The organism is Bacillus sp. ISO11 (assembly GCF_003458115.1).
GTDB classification, from domain to species: domain Bacteria; phylum Bacillota; class Bacilli; order Bacillales; family Bacillaceae_G; genus Bacillus_A; species Bacillus_A cereus.
Window position 1 is genome coordinate 19,728 of sequence record NZ_QXCO01000021.1, and the last position, 20,562, is coordinate 40,289.

Below are 20,562 nucleotides of genomic sequence, written 5' to 3' on the forward strand. Positions count from 1 at the left end.
GATGGAGAAGAAACAAAGTATGCTATCACCAATTATCCGTATCACTTTTACATTTCTAGTGTTGTGTGGACTTGTATACCCACTTATTGTTACTGGTATTGCACAAGCAGTGATGAAGGATAATGCGGATGGAAGTCTAATATATAATGATAAAAATGAAGTGATTGGTTCTAAATTAATTGGTCAAAACTTCACGGATCCACGTTATTTTCAAGGGCGTGTTTCTAGTATTGAATATAAGGCTGAAGCATCTGGTTCAAATAACTATGCACCATCTAATCCAGATTTAGCAAAGCGAGTAGAGAAAAGTATTGCGGACTGGAAGGAAAAAAATCCAGCTGTTCCAGTTACAGAAGTACCGATAGATTTAGTGACAAATTCAGGTTCAGGGCTTGATCCTGATATTAGTCCAAAGGCGGCCTCGGTGCAAGTGGATCGCATCTCGAAATTAACGAATATTCCGAAAGGAAAACTTAATCAATTGATTAAAGATCAAACAGAAGGTGCTGCGCTTGGTTTATTTGGAGAAGATCGAGTGAACGTCTTAAAGCTAAATTTGGCATTACAGAAATTAATGAAATAGTAACAGTGCTACCTCAATCTAACGGATTGAGGTAGCGTTGTTTCGAATGAAAGGTAGTGTTTATTTTGTATGCAGATGATTATGAACCGAAGTTTCAAAGGCGAACGCCAGAGGAATATTTAGAATATATTCGTCAGCAAAATCGCGGAAAGTTAAAGCTATATGTAGGAGCAGCTCCAGGCGTAGGAAAAAGTTATAAAATGCTTTTTGATGCAAGGGAAATGAAAAAAGATGGAATTGATATTGTAATTGGTTTAATTGAAACGCATGGAAGAAAAGAGACGGAAGAAGCAATTGCTGATTTAGAAAAAGTTCCTTTGAAAGAAATACAGTATAAAGGAAAGGTATTTTATGAGCTTGATGTGGAAGGAATAAAAAAACGCGCGCCGCAAGTAGTCGTAGTGGATGAACTTGCTCATAGTAATGTTCCTGGTTCTAAATATAAGAAACGTTATATGGATGTGCAGGAATTGTTAGAGGCTGGTATATCGGTATTATCAGCTTTTAATATTCAACATTTAGAAAGTGTTCATGATATTGTAGCTCAAATTACGAATGTAAAAGTAAGAGAACGAATTCCAGATTTTATTTTACAAAAAGCAAATGAAATTCAGCTCGTTGATGCAACGCCTGAGGTATTAAGGAAGAGACTAATAGACGGAAAGATATATAAAGAAGAAAAAATTCAGCAAAGCTTACAAAACTTCTTTACACTTAATAATTTAGGAGCGCTTAGGGAATTATCACTTCGAGAAGTTGCAGATGATATGGACGAGAAAATTAGCCAAACAGTAATAGAACCGATTGGCGTAAAAGAAAAAATTCTCGTTTGTGTACAATACAGTTCAACAGCGGAGAAATTAATAAGACGGGGATGGCGCATGGCTGATCGGTTAAATGCTGAATTGTACGTATTAAACGTTGAGAGGGAAAATATAGATTCTATTTCAGCTGGAAAAAAGCAGACGATTGAAGAGTGGAAGTTGCTAACGAATCAATTTGATGCAAGTTTTGTATTAGAAGAAGCAAAGGGAAGAAAGCCAGCAGATGTTATTATTGAAGTAGCAAAAAGATTACAAGTGACGCAAATTTTACTTGGACAATCGGCAAGAACAAGGTGGGAAGAAATACGAAAAGGCTCTATTGTAAATGAAATTATGAGACAAACAAAGTATATTGATATTCATATTGTTGCGGATCAAAGAGGGTAAAATAGAGCCGACATTTTGGGGGCTCTATTTTAATTTTTGTACAGCATGAAAACTTAGCATTTTCATTGCATATAAGATTACAAGTAAAAATATAATTGCGCCTAGGAAGAAAATCCAAAAGTAATTTTGGTTAAATAAAAGAAATCCACCTATAAGTGGTCCTGTGCTCATACCAAGATAGCGGATGAAGTTGTACATACCGATAGCTGTTGCGCGTTCTTGTACGAATTCTTCTGTTAATAAAGTAGTGTGAGTTGGCATAGAAAGTCCCATACTAAAACCGTACAAAGATGTAACGATAATGATGAATGGGATATTGATGCTATATGTGAAAGAGAATAAAACGACACATATAATATTGAAGAAACTCGTAATAAATAAAGCTTGCTTTGTTGTGAGGCGTTTTTGCAAAAACTTGTAGCAAAAACTTCCTAGCATAATAGAAAGAGACATTGGTACAAACATAAGACCAATTTCACTTGCAGCTAGATGAAATGAATTTGCTAAAATGCTCGGTAAAAAAACGAGAAAGCAAAAGTAAACACAAAATTGAATGAAGCCAATAAGAGTAATAGAAAATCCAGTTTTATTTTTTAAGATAAGAGAGTAATTCTTTTGTGCTTTAGACTGCTTAATTACATTTGGCTTTGTTTCTGGAAGTAGTGAAATGTTTATCATTAATAAGATAATCCCAAGTGTAGATAAAAAGAGAAATACAGATAAGTGACCATTTATACTGCCAAGATAACCACCTATGAGAGGAGCCATTGCAGGTGCGAGGGCAAGTAACATTTGGTATAGGCTCATCGCTTCTCCACGTTCTTTTTCTTCAAATAAATCGCCGATAATCGTTGCTGAAACTACAGGTATAGCCGCTATTCCTATAGCTTGAACAGCTCTAAAAAAGAGAAATAAATAAATGTTTGCCGAAAAAGCACATCCGATTGAACCAATTGTACTAATGACTAAACTAGGGATAAGGACAGATTTTCTCCCTTTTGTATCAATTAAAGGTCCATATACGAGCTGCATAATCGCAAGAACGAATGTGAAAAGTGAAACGGTTACATTTACAAGATAAAGAGAAGTGTGAAAAGAATTTTGAATCATCGGTAAGATAGGTGTGTAAATATTTTGAGCGAAGGAACCGAATAAGGCACTAATACAGACAACATATAAAATAAAAGTTAGTTTAGATTTTTTCATCATGTTAACCTCCTTGTTATTTAGTTTCCTAGGAAACTAAATTTATTTTAACATGATTTTCTCACTTGTAAAGATGAAAAAATGGTTTTAAAATGGTATATAGTTAAATTGTTTCTTTGGAAACTTAGGAGGCGAACGGATTGAAGCATGCAACGAAGCAAATGGAAATACTTTCGGACATTCGTACACTTTTGCATAAAAAAGAAGAACATTTAAAACGACAAAACGGGAAGTTTCTTCGTGAGACAGGTGTAAGTAGTATGTCTTTATCTGAGTTACATGTAATCGAATGTATCGGAAAAAATGGTTTGATAAATGTAACGGCAATTACGACAGAAATGGGCATGACGAAGGGAGCAATCTCTAAAATTTGTACAAAGTTGTTTCAAAAGCAATTCGTTGAGAAGATGCAAATGTTAGATAATCAAAAAGAAATCTTCTTCCGCTTAACGGAAAGTGGGAATAAAATATATAAAGCTCATGAAAAATTGCATAAGCAAGTTGAAGAAAAGTGGTTGTTACTTTTAGATGGATATACGAAAGAAGAGCAAGATTTTATTCAAAGGTTTATAAAGGATGTCTCCGGTCATTTAGAAATATAATTGGAAGAAAAAACTCCTTTTTCTCAAGTCTTTTAAATATAATTTCTGAAAGAACTCATATATAATAGAAAAATATACTTAACATGGTGAATAATTAAAGAGTCAATATATATAGAGGAGAGAGTAACATGCTTGAAAATACGGGGTTAGTATTAGAAGGCGGCGGTATGCGTGGTGTGTACACGGGCGGGATATTAGAATACTTTATGGAACAAGATTTATATTTTCCATATGTAATTGGTGTATCAGCTGGTGCTTGTCATGCAGCGTCGTATCTTTCCAGACAAAGAAATAGAAATAAAACGGTCAATATTGATTATGCATCACATCCGAAATATTTATCGTATAAAAACTTATGGAGAAAACGGCAGTTATTTGATATGGATTTCATTTTTCATGAAATTCCAGAAAAGCATGTGCCGTTTGATTTTGAAACATACTTTAATAGCCCGGAACGTTTCCTTGTAGGAACGACGGATTGTGAAACTGGGCAATCTGTTTATTTTGAAAAAGAAGGAACGAATGATGATGCGCTAAATTTATTACAAGCGTCTAGTTCATTGCCTTTCATTGCACCAGTAGTAAATTACCGTGGTAAGCAATTATTAGATGGTGGGATTTCAGATCCGATTCCAGTTCGTAAAGCACAGGAAGATGGATTTAAAAAATCAGTCGTAATTTTAACAAGAAATCACGGTTACGCAAAGAAAAAATCAAGATTTGGGTGGGTTGCTGCGAAAGCTTATAAAAAATATCCGAATCTTGTTAACACGATGCTAAATCGTTATGAAGTGTATAATGAAACACTTCACTACATTGAAAAAGAAGAACAAGCGGGTAATTTATTTGTTATTCGTCCAGAAGTACCGCTTCAAGTAGATCGTATGGAAAAAGATACAGCAAAACTACAAAATTTATATGAGCAAGGCTATGAAGATGCAAAGAGACAGTTTGCAGATTTGCAGGCGTTTTTGCAAAAATAAGTACTAGGCTGTGGAGATGGAGTTCTCTGCAGCCTTTTTTATTATTGGTTTCAATACCGAATGTTGGTTATACACGTTTTTAGGTTATGGTATAATATGGATAAAAGTATGTAGAGAGGTGATACATATGGAAAATGTATATAAAGGACTTGGACATACTGGATTTATCATGATGCTTATTTTTGGTGGTGTATTTTTACTTCGCTGGTTTATTCATGATGAAATGTTATTAGATCAACTTATTGGTTTTAGTGTGGCCATAGTAATGGTTATTTCATCCGTTTTCATTCAAAAGTGCAGTAAAGAATTACAGATAGAAGAGAAGTATTAAAAGGTTATAAGCTCCTTCATATTTTAGAGGTGCCTGTATAGTTTGAAAGATTGTTATAAAAGAAAAGTAGAGCATCGAATTTCGATGCTCTACTTTTTTAATGTGGTAAGAATATCAATTGATAAGCAAACAAAATTCCAAATACATATACAAGTGGGTGAACAGCACGGAATTTACCTTTTGCCACTTTCATAAGTGGGTATGAAATAAATCCAAGTGCGATACCTGTTGCGATACTTGATGTAAGAGGCATGCTTAAGATTACTAAAAATGCTGGGAATGCTTCATCAAATGCGTCCCAATCGATGTGGCGAACTGAGCCCATCATAAGACTACCAACGATAATTAGTGATGGTGCAGTAATAGCTGATACACCAGAAACGGCACTTACTAATGGTCCGAAGAATGCTGCTAGTGCAAATAGAACAGCTACTGTAACAGTTGTTAAACCAGTACGACCACCAGCTGCAACACCAGCAGATGATTCAATGTAAGCTGTTGATGGTGTTGTTCCGAACATAGAACCGATTGTTGCTGAGAATGAGTCAGATAGAAGAGCTCGTCCTGCTTTTGGAAGCTTTCCGTCTTTCATAAATCCACCTTGTTGTGCAACGCCAAGTAATGTACCTGTTGTATCGAATAGTGTAACAAGGAAGAATGAGAATACAACGCCGTATAATCCGTAGTTAATTACGTCAGATACAGCAGTAATTGGATTTGAAACGATAATTCCTTCTGGTAAACCAGGCATTGATGTAACACCGTTTGAGAATGTTAATTGTCCTGTGAAGAAAGCGATAATACCAGTTAATAGCATACCGATAAATAGTGCGCCATTTACATTTAAAGACATAAGGATAATAGTAATTCCAAGTCCAGCTAATGCTAGTAGAACTGGAGCAGAGTGAAGATTACCAAGTCCAACTAAGTTTGCATCATTTTTTGTAACGATACCTGTTAAACGTAAACCGATAAAGGCGATAAATAGCCCGATACCAGCCGTAATTGCATGTTTTAAGTTTTCAGGAATTGCTTCCATTAATTTTGTACGGAAAGATGTAAATGATAGCAAAATTAAAATCATACCTGCTACGAATACAGCAGAGAATGCAATTGCGAAAGTCATGCCTTCATGCGCTTTTACAACAGAGTAAGAGAAGTAAGCATTTAAGCCCATACCTGGCGCGATTGCGATTGGTAAGTTTGTAAAGATTGCCATAAATAATGTTCCGACAACAGCAGCAATAATTGTTGCTGTAAATGCTTGTTCAAATGGAACACCTGCATCTCCAAGGATAACAGGGTTTACGACAATGATATATGCCATTGTTAAGAAGGTAATAATACCTGCCATAATTTCAGTTTTAATAGAAGTTTTATGTTTTGAAAGGTTAAACATATAAACATCCTTTCTGTTTACGAATAATTTTCACAACAGTTATATATAATATTCGTTTTTTATCTATTTTGCAATAGTTTTGCATAAAAAGTTTATAACAATTCATATTTTGTGTCTTAAATTCGAATATTAATCGTAAAACGATGTGTGAATTTCAGCTTTTTATTGTGCACATGCTAAGGAAAAGGAGTTGAAAGCAACTATGCCACAGCAAAAAAACTTTATAACAATGCCTGCGCAACATCAAAATAAGCAGCCTGGTATTGAATCATTAATGAATCCTCTACCACAGTTTGAAGATCCCAATTATAAAGGTAGCGAAAAGTTAAAAGGAAAGAATGTGTTAATTACGGGAGGAGATAGCGGAATTGGGCGAGCAGTTTCCATCGCTTTTGCAAAAGAAGGAGCAAATGTTGCGATTGCTTATTTAGATGAGGAAGAAGATGCAAATGAGACGAAGCAATATGTTGAGAAAGAAGGTGTAAAGTGTGTATTGTTACCGGGTGATTTAAGTGATGAACAGCATTGTAAAGATGTTGTTCAAGAGACCGTGCAGCAGCTAGGTAGTTTACAGGTTTTAGTAAATAATGTCGCGCAGCAATATCCGCAGCAAGGACTCGAGTATATTACGGCAGAACAGCTAGAAAAGACTTTTCGTATTAATATTTTTTCTTATTTTCACGTTTCGAAAGCAGCCCTTTCTCATTTGAAGAAAGGGGATGTCATTATAAATACGGCATCTATCGTTGCATATGAAGGAAATGAAACGTTAATTGATTATTCCGCGACGAAAGGAGCAATCGTAGCTTTTACAAGATCACTTTCTCAATCATTAGTGCAAAAAGGGATTCGGGTAAATGGTGTTGCACCAGGACCGATTTGGACACCACTTATTCCAGCGAGCTTTGATGAGAAGAAAGTCTCTCAGTTTGGGAGCAATGTCCCAATGCAAAGGCCTGGTCAACCATATGAGTTAGCGCCGGCATACGTATATTTAGCGTCTGGTGATTCTTCTTATGTTACTGGACAAATGATACATGTAAATGGGGGCGTTATTGTAAATGGATAGTTTTCATTTATAAGAGCAAAGTAATGTTAATTCCACTTATTATAGTGAGCGCTAGGGGGGATATAGCTGAAAAAGTTATGTTTCGTCATACTATTATTTTTCATCCTACCGGTTAGTGCTTTTGCTAATACAGATCATTTAATATTAGTGAATCTTACGACAAATCAGTTGTCTTTTTTTGAGAATGGAAATTATACAAAAACATTTCCAGTAACGACTGGAAGAGATCGTACACCTACGCCTGAAGGTAACTTTTGTATTATAACTAAATTTAAAAATAAAGAATACCATCGAAAAAAAATACCTGGGGGTGCACCGAATAACCCTCTCGGTACGAGGTGGCTGGGACTAGATAAGAATGAATATGCGATTCACGGGACAAATCGGGAATGGACTATTGGAAGTAGGGAATCAAATGGTTGTATTCGCATGCATGACAGGGATATACAATGGTTATATGACAGAGTACAATTACAAACAAAAGTAATTATTTCTCGTTTTCATACGAGTCCCGAATATGAAGCGAATAAGCTTGGTTATCGCGTTGTGAGCTGGAATAGTCGGAAAATAGAAGAAGAACAAATTGGAGTACTTACGCTAGTAGACCGCGCGGATATATATTGGCAAGAACCAAATGTACAGTTAACGAAAGTGAAAACGGTATTGCCAAATGAAAGATATCCAGTGTACTCAAAACGAAAAGATGGAATATATTATATAGGAAACAATTTGTATATTATAGATGAAACAGGAGAGAAAATTCGTTACGAGCAAATTCCTTCTTCGATTTTAAGTAATATATATAAACGGGAATACAATGTTCCGTAATGGCTACCGTTTTATAGACGGTAGCTTATTTATACTTGGAGTTTAACTGCAACTATTGTATTTTGCTGAATATAATACAGTACAGATAGGGGGCGGTTATATTATGAAAAGTGAATTTGCGTTTAAAGTTTTTTTAGTAACGACCTGTTTATTTATCGTGTATTTATATGCGTTTCTCGTCTTTTCTTTTTATGTTCCATATGTTGATTTAATATTGTTCTTCGGATTTATTTGGGCGTTTGTGAAAGCGAGGGAAGGAGAGAAGAGTATATATCGGCGCATTACCTTATGCGGGACGGCCGTTCTCGTTATTTTGTACTTTTTTATTATGCATGATTTTTGGAGAGGAATGTAAAAAAGCATACGATTAATCGTATGCTTTTATATCTGTTAATGATGGAAGAGAGGCAATTGCACCGTAATTTGTACATGTGATAGCGCCTACTTTATTTGCAAAGGAGGTAAACGCTGTTAAGTCTTTGAAATGATACGAAAGTGTATGTTCACTTTGGGCAATCTGATATAACATTGCTCCAACGAAAGCATCACCAGCACCAGTTGTATCGACTTGTTGAATGGAAATAGAAGAGACAATGGTTTGACCTTCATTTGTCGCAAGAAGGGTACCGTCTTTTCCAAGTGTAATAGCTACTACTTTTGCGCCATAATTTAATAATTTGAGTGCAGCTTGTTGTAAATCACTCTCTTTAGAGAGCATAGTAGCTTCCTCTTGACTTACTTTTACGAAGTGTGCATGTTTTATAAAGGTTAGACAATCTTGAGAGAATTGTTCTGTATTTGTAATGAGTGCACTTCGATAATTTGGATCAAAAGAAATAAAATGGCCGTTATCTTTCGCATATTGTAACAACTGAAAATACGTTTCTTTTAATGGGCTTGATAGTAAAGCTGTCGCTGAACCGAAATGTATTAAATCATTCGTTTGTATTTTTGATAAATCAATGCTATTGAATTGATATTCACCATCTGCACCACGCATAAAAGTAAAATCACGTTCGCCATCTTGATCGATGGATACGAATGCAAGTGTTGTTTGTTTATCTTTTATGAGCATGGATGTATCGACTTGCGCACGCTGTAAAGTTTGTTCAAGAAGCTCACCAAATGGGTCATTTCCTACTTGCCCCATAAATGTAGCGTTTCCACCTAATTTTGTAATCGCAGCAGCAACATTAGCGGGTGCTCCACCAGCTTTTTTTTCGAAATCTGAACCGTTTACTAAAGAAACGTTAGTATTTCGGCACACAAAATCAATTAATAGTTCACCTATACAAAAGACATTTCTCATACAATCCCTCTTTTCAGCTTATATTGTGTGATGGTAAAGTTTAGTTTTGCATCTGAAAAGATTGCGATATGATGTTTCATGTCTTTTCGAGGAAAAACTCGGGACGTAAAGACTGTTGAACCATCGTATAAGAAAATTTCCACGATGCTTTTATCTACAAATATTTGTAGTTCTATCGTATCTTGAATATCGATTTTTTTACAGCGTTCAAATCCATATTCTCCGCCAAATTGATGGTAGAAGTTGCCCCTGTCTATAGAAATAGTACCTTGTTCCCGATTAAATGTAATGGGGAAACATTCCTCCTCATTGTGGAAGAGAGAAAGCCCAAAACGCTTTGCATCTTCTGTTTTAAGTGTAACAATTAATTCATAGGAGTCTTCATCATCAAGCGTTGATAATACATTTAATCCAGCTGTTATATCTCCTGAAATGTCTTTTTTTGTTGTTCGTAGTTTTGTTAATTCTGAAACTGGTTTTTGTTTTAATATGTTATCTTCTAATGTTAATTCACGTGGAAGTGTTAGGCAATGAGCCCACATATAATCATCAGAAGGATATGTGATTTCACTTGATCCTGCCCAAGCAAACAATAGGCGACGACTAGTAGAGTCTTCTAAAGTTTGAGGGGCATAAAAATCGAATCCTTTATCAGCTTCGTAATAGGAATCAACATGGAAATATAAATTTTTAATATCGAAATGGCCTATAGCATAAACGACATTGTATACATTGTGAAAGTTTTCTCCGTCTTTTTCAATTCCTTGCGGTGAAAAGAGAAGTACATCTTTCCCTGATAATTGGAAGTAATCGGGGCATTCCCACATAAATCCGAATTCTTTTAAATTTGTTGTAATTTCGCCTTGGAAATGCCAATTGTATAGGTCTTGTGATTTGTATAGTAATAGAGTTCCTGTTTTATTTTCACGTTGGGCACCGAGTAACATATAGTACATATCATTATGTTTCCAGACTTTTGGATCACGTACATGTTTTGTATATCCGTCAGGAATTATATCAATAACAGGATTATTACTATATTTCGTCATCGTATATTGTGAATCCATTGTTGCCATACATTGTTTTGCATCACGGGAATCATCAGGCTTTTTTATATTCCCTGTATAAAGTAAATGAAGAAGGCCATCTTTTACGATAGCACTACCAGAATATGCACCGTGTGATTCATAGCTTTCAGTAGGGATGATGGCTACAGGCATACGCTCCCAGTTAATAAGGTCTTTTGACTTCACATGCCCCCAATGCTTCATTCCATGAATGGGACCAAATGGATACCACTGATAAAAAATGTGATATTCATCATTGTAGTATGATACACCGTTAGGATCATTCATTAATCCAAATGTTGGGTGGATATGATAAATTGGTTTCCATGAATCTTGGTTTGCAATTTCATATAAAGAATGTAATTCGTCTTTATTAGATTGCAGTATTGTTTTATATTTTGACATAGGTTTTCACCCCGTTATTATTTACTTTCTTTATATAAAATGAATGTGGCAACAAAAGCAGTGATAACTGCAATAGCGAAACCAATTATATAGTGAATTATGTTCATCATGCCAAGAGGTGCAACAATTGTAAGCATCGGAATACCTGTTAAACCGTATGCATTAGCCGCCACTTGCATCCAAACAACGTAAGCGCCTCCAATTGCGCCGCCAATAGCTGCTGCAATAAATGGTTTACCAAGTTTTAAATTGACACCAAAAATAGCTGGTTCTGTAATTCCTAAAAATGCTGAAGCCGCTGCTGGAATTGCAATTTCTTTCGTTTTTTTGTTTTTTGTTTTGAAATAGACAGCTAAAGTAGCACCGCCCTGTGCAACGTTCGCCATTGACCAAATAGGGAGTAAGAAATTGACACCGATATCTTTATTTGCGAGTAAGCCCGCTTCAATAGCGTGGAAGCTATGATGTAAGCCAGTAAGAACGATTGTTGAATACAATCCACCGAATATAAGTCCAGCTACTGGTCCTGCAAATTGATAAATTGTATTTAAAAGGTACGTAATGCCGTCACCGATTTTATATCCAATTGGTCCGATAATAATAAGTGATAAAAAGCCAGTTATAATAATTGTTAAGAATGGTGTAACTAATAAATCTAAAGAGTTCGGAACACGTTTTCGAAGTTCTTTTTCAATTGTACTCATAACATATACACATAATAAAATAGGTAAAACAGTACCTTGATAGCCAATCATATCAATATCCATACCAAGGAAATGTAAAACAGTGGGTTTTGCATTTGAAAGAGTCCAAGGATTTGTTAAGTTTGGGTGAGTTAATATACCACCAACAACTGCACCTAAGAAAATGTTTCCACCAAATTCTTTAGCGGCACTAACTCCAATTAAAATAGGTAAAATGATGAAAGCTGCACTTGAGAACATATCAAGTAATTGGATAAGTGAGTGATCTCCAGGAACTAATTTAAACGCTTTCAACATTCCGAGTAGACCCATAAGTAAACCGCTTGCGACGATAGCTGGAATAATTGGAACAAAAATATTAGATAGTGTCTTTGCTAGGCGGGCGATAGGATTCATTTTTTTCTTAGGTATATCGTTTGATGTTGTAGAATCTAGTTCGGCTATTCCAATTAGTTTTGAGAATTCATCATATACTTTGTTTACTATGCCAGTTCCAAAAATAATTTGATATTGCTCGGTCGTTGCGAAAGCACCTTTTACTCCATCGATGTTTTCGATTTCTGCAGAGTTTATTTTCGTATCATCCTTTAATATAAGACGAAGGCGAGTCGCGCAATGTGTGGCACGAACAATGTTTTCCTTTCCACCAATGTTCTGTATTACTTGAGTTGCAATTTGCTTCATATCCATAAAAATTCCCCCTTACTATAAATTTTCTTTTATGGAACCGGTTCCTCAATAAGTTAAAATAAAAAACAGGGAAATGATGTTGAAAATCCTGTTTTTAAAATGTGGAACCGGTTTTAATTTTATTATAGAGCGCCTTTATATTTTGTCAACGCTTTCTTGGATTTTTAATGTATAACGAGAGTGTAATATTTTTGGTATAGTTTTGTTTTCAACAAGCTGTGAAAGAGAAGTGGCAGCAAGCTTTCCAGCATACTCATAGTCAAACGCAATTGTCGTTAAACTAGGGTGTACCATTTCTGAAATATCATATCCACCGAATCCTGTTACAGAAATATCACCTGGTACAGAAAGGGAGTGGGAGTGAATGACTTTCATTGCGCCAAGAGCGATGTTATCTGTAGCACATACGATAAGAGTTGGGCGATTATTATCTAAAATATGTTGTACTTGTTTCATGGCATCTTCTATGCGGAAAGTTGTTTCGTAATATGAAACGTTGCAAGTCGGTTCTAAATTTTCAATTGCTTTTTGAAAACCATTTTTTCGATTTATTCCAACAGAAATATCATCTTTTTCTATCCCTAAATAGGCAATATGTCGATGGCCTTGGGATAAAACGTATGCCCCTAACTCATAAGCTGCATCATAATCATCGTGAACGAGGCAATATTGATCTTTATATTTTTGCCCGACGAATAAAATAGGGATGTTTGAATTAGCCATAATTTTTTGATGTTCATTCGTTAATGTTTTTGTTAATAAAATAATGCCAGCTACCTTTTGTTTTATAAAGTTTTCAATTGCTTGTATTTCAGTTTCGGATGTTTGATTTGCATTTGCTACAAGCATTTGATAGTTATTTTCCTGTAATGTTTTATCGATCCCGATAAGTGTTTTCATTGTAGCGAAGGAGTCTAATCGGGGGATGATGACACCAATTAAATTTGTTGTTTTTGCTTTTAAACTTTGAGCAAATGTATTGGGAGAGAAATTTGTTTCCTGAATAATACCTTCGATTTTAAGTTTTGTTTTATCACTTACATATCCGCCGTTTAAGTAACGAGAGACTGTGCTTTTTGCAACGCCAGCCAATTTGGCGATATCTGCAATTGTTTTAGCCATAGTATTTCACCTTCGTATTCATAAAAATGTTAACTTTATTATAGGGAGAATTAGAGATGACGTAAACAAGAAGAGAGAAAGAAAAAACCACCTCACGTATATGAGGTGGAATAATTGTTAATATCTAGGCTTAAACGTATGACAACAAGTCTCTACACTCGTTGCTACAGAACTTTCTAGCGTCTCGTTTGTTAAAACAGCAGCTGTATATGAATCATTTTCAGTTTGACCAGTTTCATCTGCATCAGGCTGAACGATGATCGCACTTGCTTGACAAAAGTTACCTTGCCCCCAAAAAGAACAGTTGGAAACAGAACATCTTACTTCTGGCATAAAACCCCCTCCTTATACATTAGTGTGGGATTTTACACCCATTTCATGTGTAGAAGGAGTTTCCTTTTCTCGTTACTTTTTCGTTTGCTCAAGCCATTCTTTTAATTTATCTTTCGGCTGTTCACCGCTAATACGGCTCACTTCTTTGCCATCTTTAAAATGAATGATTGTTGGTGTTCCTTGAATTTTATATTCATCCCAAGGAGCATCTAATTTTTCAATATCCATAACTTTCATATCAACGTTTAAGTCTTTAGCCATTGGCACTAGGACAGGAGATAATTTTTGGCAATGAACGCAAGATGTTTGATAAAAGTATACTGTTTCTTCTTTTTTCTCTTTTAAGTTCTTTTGAAGATCTGAAAGAGAAATTTTATTTGTGTAGTAGTCAGGACCGTTTGTCTTACTTTCAGCAGGATTATCAATTTTTTGGCTAGTTGAAGCGTTTTTTTCTTCCATTTGTGTTACAGCGAAAATTGCCGCAAACAAGGCGATAATAATACCACCAAATATAAGCATTTTTTTCATTCTTTCATCTCCTTATTTGTTTTTGATGACAATAAAGCTACAAACAGCGATTGTAATAAAGCCGATAAGTGCTAAAAACGGGATTGTAATAAAACCAAACCAGTTTATAAATTCTCCGGTGCAGGGTACACGACCGCAAGCTGCTCCAGCGACTGAAAACGCTGGGACTTTTTGAATTGCATAGTGATATAAAGAAATACAAGCACCAATACTTGCAATTGGTAAAGAATAACTTGCGATGCGATAATCTTTTTTTGCTACAGCGATACCGAGCCATAAAACGAATGGATACATAAAAATACGTTGATACCAACAAAGAACACAAGGCTCAAATTTCATGATTTCGGAAAAGTACAGACTTCCTAGTGTAGCGATAAAAGAAGCTCCCCATGCGGTAAGTAAAGCATATTCTTGCTTTTTTTCTCGTCCCATATTTTATACCTCTCTTATAATAGTTACATACTAAATTATAGTATGAAGTGGTATGGAAAAGAAAGAAAAAATATGTTTATCAATAAAAGTTTTATAAGAGGGAACTTTTATTAGTATTAATATTAATAAAAGCGCTACCCTCCTAAAGAGAATAGCGCTATATTTTACATTTGAATTTGTTCTACTTCTTCTACATGCGACTTTTGGGATGCGTGGTCAATATATTGAAATAGGAGCTGCAATTGTTTATCAACTTCTGGCAGTTCCTTGCTGTATTGATAAGCGTGTAAAAAATGCTCAATACGCTTAGAAAATAATTGATCGTTCGTTTGAACCATGAGAACGAGTAATTTATCCCAATTACAGCAATACGTGTAATAGAGAGCTTTATCATAGTCGTTATATGTTTGCACTGTGTACCCTCCTTACCGAGAGTTATATATAGTGTGTGATAAGTAAGGGGAAATACACTTGAAAGAATTTGTTAAGAAAAAAAGTGAATGAAAAGAAAAAACGAGGAGTTTCCTCGTTTTTCAAGCTTTTGGCATTGGCGTAGGTGTTGGTTTGCCATAGCCTTCTTTATATTTATTATCGATATAGTTACGAATTTCTAGCGTTGATTTTCCTTTTTGTTTCATGGAAGCAGATTCAACTGCGATTTCTAGGCAATTGACGCAAGTCGTTGCATGGGAGTCCCAAACAACTTCACCATTCTTTTTAATTTCACGAATAAAGCAGTTTTTATTATTTTTATGTCCTACACTTTCACCGCAACCACAATAGCATGGAATCCAATCTAATAGCTCTGCATTTTGTCCAGCGACGGTGTAGATATCTTTCATTTGTGGATCAAGCTTATCTAGGAAGGTCGGAAGTGTGTCGACTCCTTTTGTTTTCTCTTGAATGTCAGCTTGCTGAGTGTGCGATGCGTGGTCATGTTCTTCTTGTTTTGATTCAGAAGATTTTTGGTCATTTGTACCAGTACTTCCGCATCCAGCAAGAATTAAGCTTAGTACTGCAAGTAAAGAAAATACATACTTTTTCATTCGCTTGTCCCCTTTACAAATGTATTAATAAAATTGTATCAGACTAAGGGACACCTAGGGAGAAGTTTTTTTTGAACGATTTTTGAAGTGCCATCTTAGTGAATGAAACAAAAATAAAATCGGGATATAAGTGTATACAATATATAAACCCGCTTGAGATAGTACGGTATTTAATGTGTTGATACTTTCACGGTTTGTGAAAAACAGAGAAGCTGAAAATATGATGAAAATAAAAAACGGTAATGTAAATTTAAATGAAATATGAAAGGAACGCTTCATCGTTTGACATGATGACCAAATGGTTAAGCAAAGGTTTGGTAAAATAATTAAAAACCAAACGAAAATAATAATATATTCAAAGCGCTGAATAAAAGGAACTTTAATTATTTTTAACATCGTTAAAGTAGGCCAAATAGTACGGTTTAATTGTCCCTCGCTGTAATACATAAAAGATACGATAGCTAAAACTACATAAATTAAGGTGCTAAAAGCAATTCCAGCATGGGCCCATCGCTTTAAAGATTTTCCTTTTTCAATAAAGGGATAAAAGATAAGAATTGTTTCAAACCCTAGAAATTCTAATGCAGAGTGTTTTGCAGATATAAGCATGTCAAAGGGTGAATGTGTAAAAATAGGTAAAATATTACGAAAATGTGCATACTTCATCGGATAGACTAAAAAGAATACAACGAACATAGGAAGAACAATACCCCAAAAACATATCCCTGTCACAGAACGGAAGCCACCTTTTATAATGTAGTAAGTGACTAATAAAAACATAAGCGTAAGTTTCCATAACTTAATGGTAGGGAAAATCCAAACTTGTATCACTTCTATATATGTACGAAGAACAGTAAGGCAAAATAATAAGCAATAAAGAGTGAAAATTACAGAAAATATAGAGCCAACCCATTTTCCAAAGGTTGTTGTATGAATACTAATTAAATCTCCGTCTTTTTCAAGCATTTTTAACATACAAAACAGTACAATATGAGTTGCAATACCTGCAATAATAAGAGAAATCCAAGCATCATAACCTGCATTTTTCAAAATTACACGTTGATATCCGAGAATTCCTATACCAACCTGGAGAGAATGCAATAAAATAAATGCAAAATATGGAGATACGGTCTTTGTTTTATTCATTGTATTCATTGCTTATTTCACCTCACTATTCTCCGATTCCAGATTGTACAATATTAAGATCTAAATTTATATCTACCGCTACATTTTTATACATATTTCGAATTTGTTTTATATTCCATTTTCTCGTATGGCTTCTAATTTCATCTCGTATTCCTAAAGGATCAATTTCTTTTTCTTGAAATTGTTTTATTAAATCTTCACAGTCTTTTTCGACATTTCGTTCAATTTGTTTTTTTATATAGTTGATATTTATTTTTTTTCTTAGATCAATCCAATTAGGAGAGTTTTTAATTAATCCATTTAGTTTTAAATGGATTTTTACTTTTGGTATGTCGCCAGTTTGATCTATATCATACTTATTTTCCCCAGCTAAGTTTTGTATAACAACCATACCTTTATGTTTATCCTTTTTTATTGCTGCTTCGTAACGTCCATTTTTCGTAGGATTAATAAGTAATTTTGCTAAAACAGAATGTCTTTTATCCGTATACATGACGACTTTATCGCCTTTTAAAAAGGCAAGTCCTTTGACAGCGACAGAATGATTATCGTCCATTTTAATATAAGGAACATAGGCATCACATACAGAAGAGTAATAATTATATAAAAAAATGTTTAATTCAGTTTGTGGAATGTTCTCATTTCTTATATTTTGCTCGAGTAAATCAGCAATATATAAAGACCCATTTTTTTTTCCGTAATTTAAAAGCTCTTCAGCCGATCCATCTACAATTGCTAGTTGTACATCACGCCCGATATTTGGGTCACGTTGTAAGTTAGTAATAATCTCTCCCATTCCGCGTTCCCCTAGAGCCTTTCCAAATAGGACGACACGCATTTGACCTACAACAACATTGTGAGGAGATTTCGCATTTAATCGTGAAGCAATTGTTTCAAGTGAACGGGCAGATGTTGTTTGCGTCTCTGGTTTAGACTTTACACCATGTGTGTACTCTGGGAATAGAATAGTTCCTTGGAATTTTTTGTTTTTTGTGATGTCAAATCCAGCAATATGAATAATACGCTGTGCATCCACTATATACGTTTGTGTACAGCCAGTTTGTAAAACGAAGAAGATAATGATAAGGTGCAATAAAATTTTTTTCATTCATTCTCACCATCACGTTTTTGCTTCGATTTGTTTGGATTGTAGCGCCATTTTGATTTTGGTCTAAGAAAAGAAGGTCTTTGTGCCGTTTGACTAAATGGTAATCGAAGAAAACCTTCTGCTGTACCTAAACCACGAAACGGATATAAAGGTAACAAATAAGGTGATCCAAGTGATTTTAATTTAATTAAATGAGCTAAAATAAATACAAATCCGACAGCGAGGCCTAATCCTCCGAATGCACCGGCTAAAAGAATAAGCGGAAAGCGTAACAACCGGATAGTAGAAGACATCTTTACGGTTGGTGTTGTGAAAGATGCAAGAGCGGATAAAGCAACTGCAATTAATAAAATTGTACTTGTCAAAGCTGCCTCCACAGATGCTTGGCCAATTACAATCCCCCCAACAATCCCGATCGTTTGTCCGACTTTTGTCGGTAAACGCGCTCCCGCTTCACGAAGCAATTCGATTGTAATTTCTAAAAAGAGTGCTTCTAGAATAGGAGGGAAAGGTACGTTAGCTCTCGAGAAAATAATAGGACCTAGTAAATCGGCAGGGATCATTTGATAATGATATGTTAAAGCCGCTGTATAAATAGCGGAAGAAAAAAGAGAAAATATAGCTCCGAAAAAACGAATAATACGAAAAAACGATCCAATCATCCACGGTAAATAATAATCTTCTGGTGAAATGAAAAAATCCAGTAATGTTGTTGGTCCTGATAAAGCATATGGAGAGCCATCTGTTAAAATTAAAACTTCCCCGTTAATTAATGCAAATACAGCTCGATCTAATCGTTCTGTAGGTAATAGAACAGGAAAAGGTGAATTGCTATTATCACTAATAAATTGCTCAATCATAGTTGAATCAAATGGGACATCAAAGTCAATGTCTTCTAGCCGTTGAATTGCGGTGTTGACAAATTGTTCATTTGTAATTCCTTCTATATAAGCAACTGCTACTTTCGTTTTTGATATAGATCCGACGGTAACTTCTTTAAAAATGAGTTGCTCCGTTACGATATTTCGGCGTAATAAGTGGATATTTGTATCAAGGTTTTCAACGAAACCGATTTTAGGTCCGATTACGCTATACTCATTTTCTGTATCGTTATATAATCGTTTTCCTAAAACAGTACTTTCGGCACGAATTAAAGCATATTGATCAGGATTCGAATTGTTTTTTAAGCGTATTAAAATATATCCACCTAATAATTTTTCACGAATATCATCAATAGAAGGGGAGGTAATAATGTCTTCAATAGAGATGATATTACATAAATCAGAGATGTTTTGGATTTGTTCCGATTCCTTTTTTATGGGAGTTAAAATGAATTGTTTAATAATAAGTGCTTCCACGACAGATTTATAATAAAACAAGCACAACGTTTCATCTTTAAGTATGTTATAAGAGACAAAATCGCTTGATTCTTTCATGGTTTGTATAAATTCTGGAATAGAACAAAGTGTTTTTGTATTAGTCTTTTTTGATTTCTTAGATGATAAACCGAACATTTTCTCACCCCTAACTTACATCATTTACTTGTGTTAGTTTTTGGGAAAGACGGGAATTTATACTTAAAAATTGAAAGTTCATAAAGAAAAGGAAGAGTGGTGAATGCCTCTTCCTTTTTAGCAGTTTAATTTGTTTTTTGTTCTTTAATAGACTTCACTAATTTCATCATTTCCGCTCGTATATCTTCTCTTTTTACATTTAATTTTTCGGCAATTTGTTTAATGTCCATTCCATCTTTTTTCATCTTTAATACATCATCAAGAGGGGTATTGCTTTTTTGAGAGATGATTGTTAACACAGTAAGATGACGCAATTTGATGTTATATTCTTTCATTTTTTGCTTTAGCTGATCCGGTGTGGATTTTTGCATAGTTGCTAACCGTTGTAGCAGTGCTTGCTTTGTTTCTTTATTCATATGATGCTTTTTCAGCTTACTTGGATCTACACCGAAATGCTCGGCTGTTTTCTCCCAAGATTTATTTTGCTTATAGTAAGCTAAAACATCTTTTATTTCTTTATTACTAATTCTTGCAATATGAGCAGCTTTCCAAATTTCATGTTTGTTATAGCCGAGTTTTTCTAGCGATTGCATTTCTTCTTCTGAAATTGGTTTATGGTGATGCATTGTTACTTCTTTTGGTGTGGCAGCGGATGTAGGGAAGGTGGATATCCCGCATAATAATGCTGCCATAGTCATACAAACAGCGATTTTTTTGTACATGTAAACTCCTCCTAGATGGATAATGTAGAAAACTGTACACATATCATTTCCATAAAATGTGAAATACTTGTGAACAAATCAAGTTTTTTTATTCACAGTATGAAATGATGTTTTTAGAAGTTTTCCAACATAAAACATTGATTAATAGTAAAAAACTAAGGTATAATCGAAATTGAAAATCAATATCAATGATGACGATAAACTTATACATATAGATAAAAATA

The 20,562-nt window shown here is 34.7% G+C and carries 23 protein-coding genes; 8 read left to right on the forward strand and 15 right to left on the reverse strand.

Features of this window, described 5'->3' with window-relative positions; translation table 11 throughout:
• Position 1: 1 nt before the first annotated feature.
• Positions 2-583 carry a K(+)-transporting ATPase subunit C gene (kdpC, locus tag D1166_RS20470; protein WP_097856420.1) on the forward strand — a complete coding sequence of 194 codons (582 nt, stop codon included), beginning with the start codon at positions 2-4 and terminating at the stop codon, positions 581-583.
• Between the two features lie 56 nt (positions 584-639).
• Positions 640-1,794, forward strand: a complete 1,155-nt coding sequence (gene kdpDN, locus D1166_RS20475; RefSeq protein WP_097861976.1) for a KdpD-like non-kinase potassium sensor — start codon at positions 640-642, stop codon at positions 1,792-1,794.
• A 24-nt stretch (positions 1,795-1,818) separates the two neighbouring features.
• Here the strand turns inward: kdpDN and D1166_RS20480 are convergent, their stop codons facing one another.
• Positions 1,819-3,000 carry an MFS transporter gene (locus D1166_RS20480; protein ID WP_097861975.1) on the reverse strand — a complete coding sequence of 394 codons (1,182 nt, stop codon included), beginning with the start codon at positions 2,998-3,000 and terminating at the stop codon, positions 1,819-1,821.
• Positions 3,001-3,140: 140 nt separating this feature from the next.
• Between D1166_RS20480 and D1166_RS20485 the strand changes: the two genes are divergently transcribed.
• The 3 genes from D1166_RS20485 (at position 3,141) to D1166_RS20495 (ending at position 4,916) form a co-directional block, all read left to right on the forward strand.
• Positions 3,141-3,602 (forward strand): MarR family transcriptional regulator, encoded by a 462-nt coding sequence (locus D1166_RS20485; RefSeq protein ID WP_097861974.1) that lies wholly within the window; start codon positions 3,141-3,143, stop codon positions 3,600-3,602.
• Between the two features lie 128 nt (positions 3,603-3,730).
• On the forward strand, positions 3,731-4,585 hold the full coding sequence (locus D1166_RS20490) for a patatin-like phospholipase family protein (protein ID WP_000892681.1): 855 nt from the start codon (positions 3,731-3,733) through the stop codon (positions 4,583-4,585).
• A 127-nt stretch (positions 4,586-4,712) separates the two neighbouring features.
• Positions 4,713-4,916, forward strand: a complete 204-nt coding sequence (locus D1166_RS20495; protein ID WP_097856417.1) for a hypothetical protein — start codon at positions 4,713-4,715, stop codon at positions 4,914-4,916.
• A gap of 97 nt (positions 4,917-5,013) precedes the next feature.
• Here D1166_RS20495 and D1166_RS20500 read toward each other — a convergent pair whose 3' ends face one another.
• Complete coding sequence (locus tag D1166_RS20500) at positions 5,014-6,315, reverse strand: NCS2 family permease (RefSeq protein ID WP_000482722.1); 1,302 nt, start codon at positions 6,313-6,315, stop codon at positions 5,014-5,016.
• Between the two features lie 202 nt (positions 6,316-6,517).
• Here D1166_RS20500 and D1166_RS20505 point away from each other — a divergent pair, with 202 nt between their 5' ends.
• The 3 genes from D1166_RS20505 (at position 6,518) to D1166_RS20515 (ending at position 8,567) form a co-directional block, all read left to right on the forward strand.
• Positions 6,518-7,384 carry an SDR family oxidoreductase gene (locus D1166_RS20505; protein WP_097856416.1) on the forward strand — a complete coding sequence of 289 codons (867 nt, stop codon included), beginning with the start codon at positions 6,518-6,520 and terminating at the stop codon, positions 7,382-7,384.
• Positions 7,385-7,450: 66 nt separating this feature from the next.
• Positions 7,451-8,212, forward strand: coding sequence for a L,D-transpeptidase (locus D1166_RS20510; RefSeq protein ID WP_097856415.1), 762 nt, complete (start codon positions 7,451-7,453; stop codon positions 8,210-8,212).
• Positions 8,213-8,315: 103 nt separating this feature from the next.
• A complete protein-coding gene (locus tag D1166_RS20515; RefSeq protein WP_000834195.1) occupies positions 8,316-8,567 on the forward strand; it encodes a hypothetical protein in 252 nt (83 codons plus the stop codon).
• Positions 8,568-8,579: 12 nt separating this feature from the next.
• On the opposite strand, the gene D1166_RS20520 is transcribed toward D1166_RS20515, so the two are convergent.
• From D1166_RS20520 to D1166_RS20580, 13 genes are all read right to left on the reverse strand, one after another.
• Positions 8,580-9,521 (reverse strand): carbohydrate kinase family protein, encoded by a 942-nt coding sequence (locus D1166_RS20520; RefSeq protein ID WP_097856414.1) that lies wholly within the window; start codon positions 9,519-9,521, stop codon positions 8,580-8,582.
• A complete protein-coding gene (gene scrB, locus D1166_RS20525; protein WP_097856413.1) occupies positions 9,518-10,993 on the reverse strand; it encodes a beta-fructofuranosidase in 1,476 nt (491 codons plus the stop codon). The genes D1166_RS20520 and scrB overlap by 4 nt, the downstream gene beginning before the upstream one ends.
• A gap of 17 nt (positions 10,994-11,010) precedes the next feature.
• On the reverse strand, positions 11,011-12,387 hold the full coding sequence (locus D1166_RS20530) for a sucrose-specific PTS transporter subunit IIBC (protein WP_097856412.1): 1,377 nt from the start codon (positions 12,385-12,387) through the stop codon (positions 11,011-11,013).
• A 135-nt stretch (positions 12,388-12,522) separates the two neighbouring features.
• Positions 12,523-13,509, reverse strand: coding sequence for a LacI family DNA-binding transcriptional regulator (locus D1166_RS20535; protein ID WP_097856411.1), 987 nt, complete (start codon positions 13,507-13,509; stop codon positions 12,523-12,525).
• Between the two features lie 117 nt (positions 13,510-13,626).
• Positions 13,627-13,842 carry a DUF1540 domain-containing protein gene (locus tag D1166_RS20540; protein ID WP_001115482.1) on the reverse strand — a complete coding sequence of 72 codons (216 nt, stop codon included), beginning with the start codon at positions 13,840-13,842 and terminating at the stop codon, positions 13,627-13,629.
• A 72-nt stretch (positions 13,843-13,914) separates the two neighbouring features.
• A complete protein-coding gene (locus tag D1166_RS20545; RefSeq protein ID WP_061667652.1) occupies positions 13,915-14,370 on the reverse strand; it encodes a thioredoxin family protein in 456 nt (151 codons plus the stop codon).
• A 12-nt stretch (positions 14,371-14,382) separates the two neighbouring features.
• Entirely contained in the window at positions 14,383-14,802 is a 420-nt protein-coding gene (locus tag D1166_RS20550; protein WP_063263464.1) for a disulfide formation protein C, read from the reverse strand.
• Between the two features lie 164 nt (positions 14,803-14,966).
• On the reverse strand, positions 14,967-15,215 hold the full coding sequence (locus D1166_RS20555; protein ID WP_001195459.1) for a YhdB family protein: 249 nt from the start codon (positions 15,213-15,215) through the stop codon (positions 14,967-14,969).
• Between the two features lie 120 nt (positions 15,216-15,335).
• On the reverse strand, positions 15,336-15,848 hold the full coding sequence (locus D1166_RS20560) for a PCYCGC domain-containing protein (RefSeq protein WP_000761029.1): 513 nt from the start codon (positions 15,846-15,848) through the stop codon (positions 15,336-15,338).
• 54 nt (positions 15,849-15,902) lie between these two features.
• A complete protein-coding gene (locus tag D1166_RS20565; RefSeq protein WP_001095042.1) occupies positions 15,903-17,003 on the reverse strand; it encodes a GerAB/ArcD/ProY family transporter in 1,101 nt (366 codons plus the stop codon).
• A gap of 16 nt (positions 17,004-17,019) precedes the next feature.
• The gene (locus D1166_RS20570) at positions 17,020-18,102 is read right to left on the reverse strand and encodes a Ger(x)C family spore germination protein (protein ID WP_097856410.1); all 1,083 of its coding nucleotides are present in this window, start codon (positions 18,100-18,102) and stop codon (positions 17,020-17,022) included.
• Positions 18,099-19,616: a spore germination protein gene (locus D1166_RS20575; protein WP_000467489.1), complete on the reverse strand. Its 1,518-nt coding sequence runs from the start codon at positions 19,614-19,616 to the stop codon at positions 18,099-18,101. Before D1166_RS20575 ends, D1166_RS20570 begins: the two co-directional genes overlap by 4 nt.
• Before the next feature lie 125 nt (positions 19,617-19,741).
• Positions 19,742-20,338: a hypothetical protein gene (locus tag D1166_RS20580; protein ID WP_118043409.1), complete on the reverse strand. Its 597-nt coding sequence runs from the start codon at positions 20,336-20,338 to the stop codon at positions 19,742-19,744.
• Positions 20,339-20,562 lie beyond the last annotated feature (224 nt).

Bases quoted from the DNA above. Each gene is read 5' to 3' on its own strand.
- kdpC (WP_097856420.1), top strand. From the start codon at position 2: ATGGAGAAGAAACAAAGTATGCTATCACCAATTATCCGTATCACTTTT.
- D1166_RS20480 (WP_097861975.1), bottom strand. From the start codon at position 3,000: ATGAAAAAATCTAAACTAACTTTTATTTTATATGTTGTCTGTATTAGT.
- D1166_RS20490 (WP_000892681.1), top strand. From the start codon at position 3,731: ATGCTTGAAAATACGGGGTTAGTATTAGAAGGCGGCGGTATGCGTGGT.
- D1166_RS20495 (WP_097856417.1), top strand. From the start codon at position 4,713: ATGGAAAATGTATATAAAGGACTTGGACATACTGGATTTATCATGATG.
- D1166_RS20500 (WP_000482722.1), bottom strand. From the start codon at position 6,315: ATGTTTAACCTTTCAAAACATAAAACTTCTATTAAAACTGAAATTATG.
- D1166_RS20505 (WP_097856416.1), top strand. From the start codon at position 6,518: ATGCCACAGCAAAAAAACTTTATAACAATGCCTGCGCAACATCAAAAT.
- D1166_RS20515 (WP_000834195.1), top strand. From the start codon at position 8,316: ATGAAAAGTGAATTTGCGTTTAAAGTTTTTTTAGTAACGACCTGTTTA.
- D1166_RS20520 (WP_097856414.1), bottom strand. From the start codon at position 9,521: ATGAGAAATGTCTTTTGTATAGGTGAACTATTAATTGATTTTGTGTGC.
- scrB (WP_097856413.1), bottom strand. From the start codon at position 10,993: ATGTCAAAATATAAAACAATACTGCAATCTAATAAAGACGAATTACAT.
- D1166_RS20530 (WP_097856412.1), bottom strand. From the start codon at position 12,387: ATGGATATGAAGCAAATTGCAACTCAAGTAATACAGAACATTGGTGGA.
- D1166_RS20535 (WP_097856411.1), bottom strand. From the start codon at position 13,509: ATGGCTAAAACAATTGCAGATATCGCCAAATTGGCTGGCGTTGCAAAA.
- D1166_RS20540 (WP_001115482.1), bottom strand. From the start codon at position 13,842: ATGCCAGAAGTAAGATGTTCTGTTTCCAACTGTTCTTTTTGGGGGCAA.
- D1166_RS20545 (WP_061667652.1), bottom strand. From the start codon at position 14,370: ATGAAAAAAATGCTTATATTTGGTGGTATTATTATCGCCTTGTTTGCG.
- D1166_RS20550 (WP_063263464.1), bottom strand. From the start codon at position 14,802: ATGGGACGAGAAAAAAAGCAAGAATATGCTTTACTTACCGCATGGGGA.
- D1166_RS20560 (WP_000761029.1), bottom strand. From the start codon at position 15,848: ATGAAAAAGTATGTATTTTCTTTACTTGCAGTACTAAGCTTAATTCTT.
- D1166_RS20565 (WP_001095042.1), bottom strand. From the start codon at position 17,003: ATGAATACAATGAATAAAACAAAGACCGTATCTCCATATTTTGCATTT.
- D1166_RS20570 (WP_097856410.1), bottom strand. From the start codon at position 18,102: ATGAAAAAAATTTTATTGCACCTTATCATTATCTTCTTCGTTTTACAA.
- D1166_RS20575 (WP_000467489.1), bottom strand. From the start codon at position 19,616: ATGTTCGGTTTATCATCTAAGAAATCAAAAAAGACTAATACAAAAACA.
- D1166_RS20580 (WP_118043409.1), bottom strand. From the start codon at position 20,338: ATGTACAAAAAAATCGCTGTTTGTATGACTATGGCAGCATTATTATGC.